1 protein-coding gene is annotated in these 416 nt (G+C 66.8%); it reads left to right on the forward strand.

Annotated features, from left to right (window positions below; genetic code table 11):
- The coding region (locus AAW13_RS43340; protein WP_420855533.1) for a DNA-directed RNA polymerase subunit alpha at positions 1 to 416 on the forward strand (416 nt) is incomplete at both ends.

Genomic DNA, 416 nt, shown 5'->3' on the forward strand with positions numbered 1-416 from the left:
GCTCAGCGTCCCTCGTTGACCGAAGAGGTCGTCGACGAGTTCCGGTCCCGGTTCGTGATCGAGCCGCTGGAGCCGGGCTTCGGCTACACCCTCGGCAACTCCCTGCGCCGTACCCTGCTGTCCTCGATCCCGGGGGCGGCTGTCACGTCGATCCGGATCGACGGTGTCCTGCACGAGTTCACGACCGTGCCGGGCGTCAAGGACGATGTCACCGACCTGATCCTGAACATCAAGCAGCTGGTCGTCTCCTCGGAGCACGACGAGCCGGTCGTGATGTACCTGCGCAAGCAGGGGCCGGGTCTGGTCACCGCCGCCGACATCGCGCCTCCGGCGGGTGTCGAGGTGCACAACCCCGATCTGGTCCTGGCCACGCTGAACGGCAAGGGCAAGCTGGAGATGGAGCTGACGGTCGAGCG

This window comes from Streptomyces humi, assembly GCF_001005085.2.
Lineage (GTDB): Bacteria > Actinomycetota > Actinomycetes > Streptomycetales > Streptomycetaceae > Streptomyces > Streptomyces humi.